At 42.4% G+C, this 505-nt stretch carries 1 protein-coding gene; it reads left to right on the top strand.

Features of this window, described 5'->3' with window-relative positions:
- Positions 1-123 precede the first annotated feature (123 nt).
- Positions 124-505, top strand: a 382-nt coding sequence (locus BABA_RS28570) for a trehalose and maltose hydrolase ( phosphorylase) (RefSeq protein WP_007087955.1), incomplete at its 3' end; no start/stop codon positions are given.

Raw genomic sequence — 505 nt, 5'->3', positions numbered from 1 at the left:
AATGCTAATATGAAGCTTTGGATAACGTCACTTGTCATGGTATGAAGTATCATTTTAGTAACGGCAATTGCTGCGGGCGGATATACATTAACCGTCTTAAACGGTACAACAAAAGCCTTTAAAATGACTTACACGAATGCTGGGAATAAACAAACAGAACAAGTCATTCAGGCGACTAAACCTCTGACCATCCTACTTATGGGAGTCGATACAGGAGGCGAAGGTCGTGGGACTTCCGATTCTTGGAATGGGAATTCTGACTCACAGATTCTGGGTGCTAATCAGTTTTTAGATGCGTCCGTAGGTTCGCGTGGATTGACTGGTGAAGGTTATCGAGGACATATTTTCTGGGATGAAATTTTTGTTCTGCCTTATTATGCGGCGAATGAACCAGAAACAGCGCGTGATTTGCTTTTGTACCGAATCAATCGATTGACTGCTGCACAGGAAAATGCAAAGGTTGATGGAGAAATAGGCCTTACTGTTAGTGATGAAAAAAGATCGG

The organism is Neobacillus bataviensis LMG 21833 (assembly GCF_000307875.1).
In the GTDB taxonomy this organism is placed as follows: Bacteria; Bacillota; Bacilli; order Bacillales; family Cytobacillaceae; genus Neobacillus; species Neobacillus bataviensis.
This window is presented reverse-complemented; position numbering and strand designations above follow the sequence as displayed.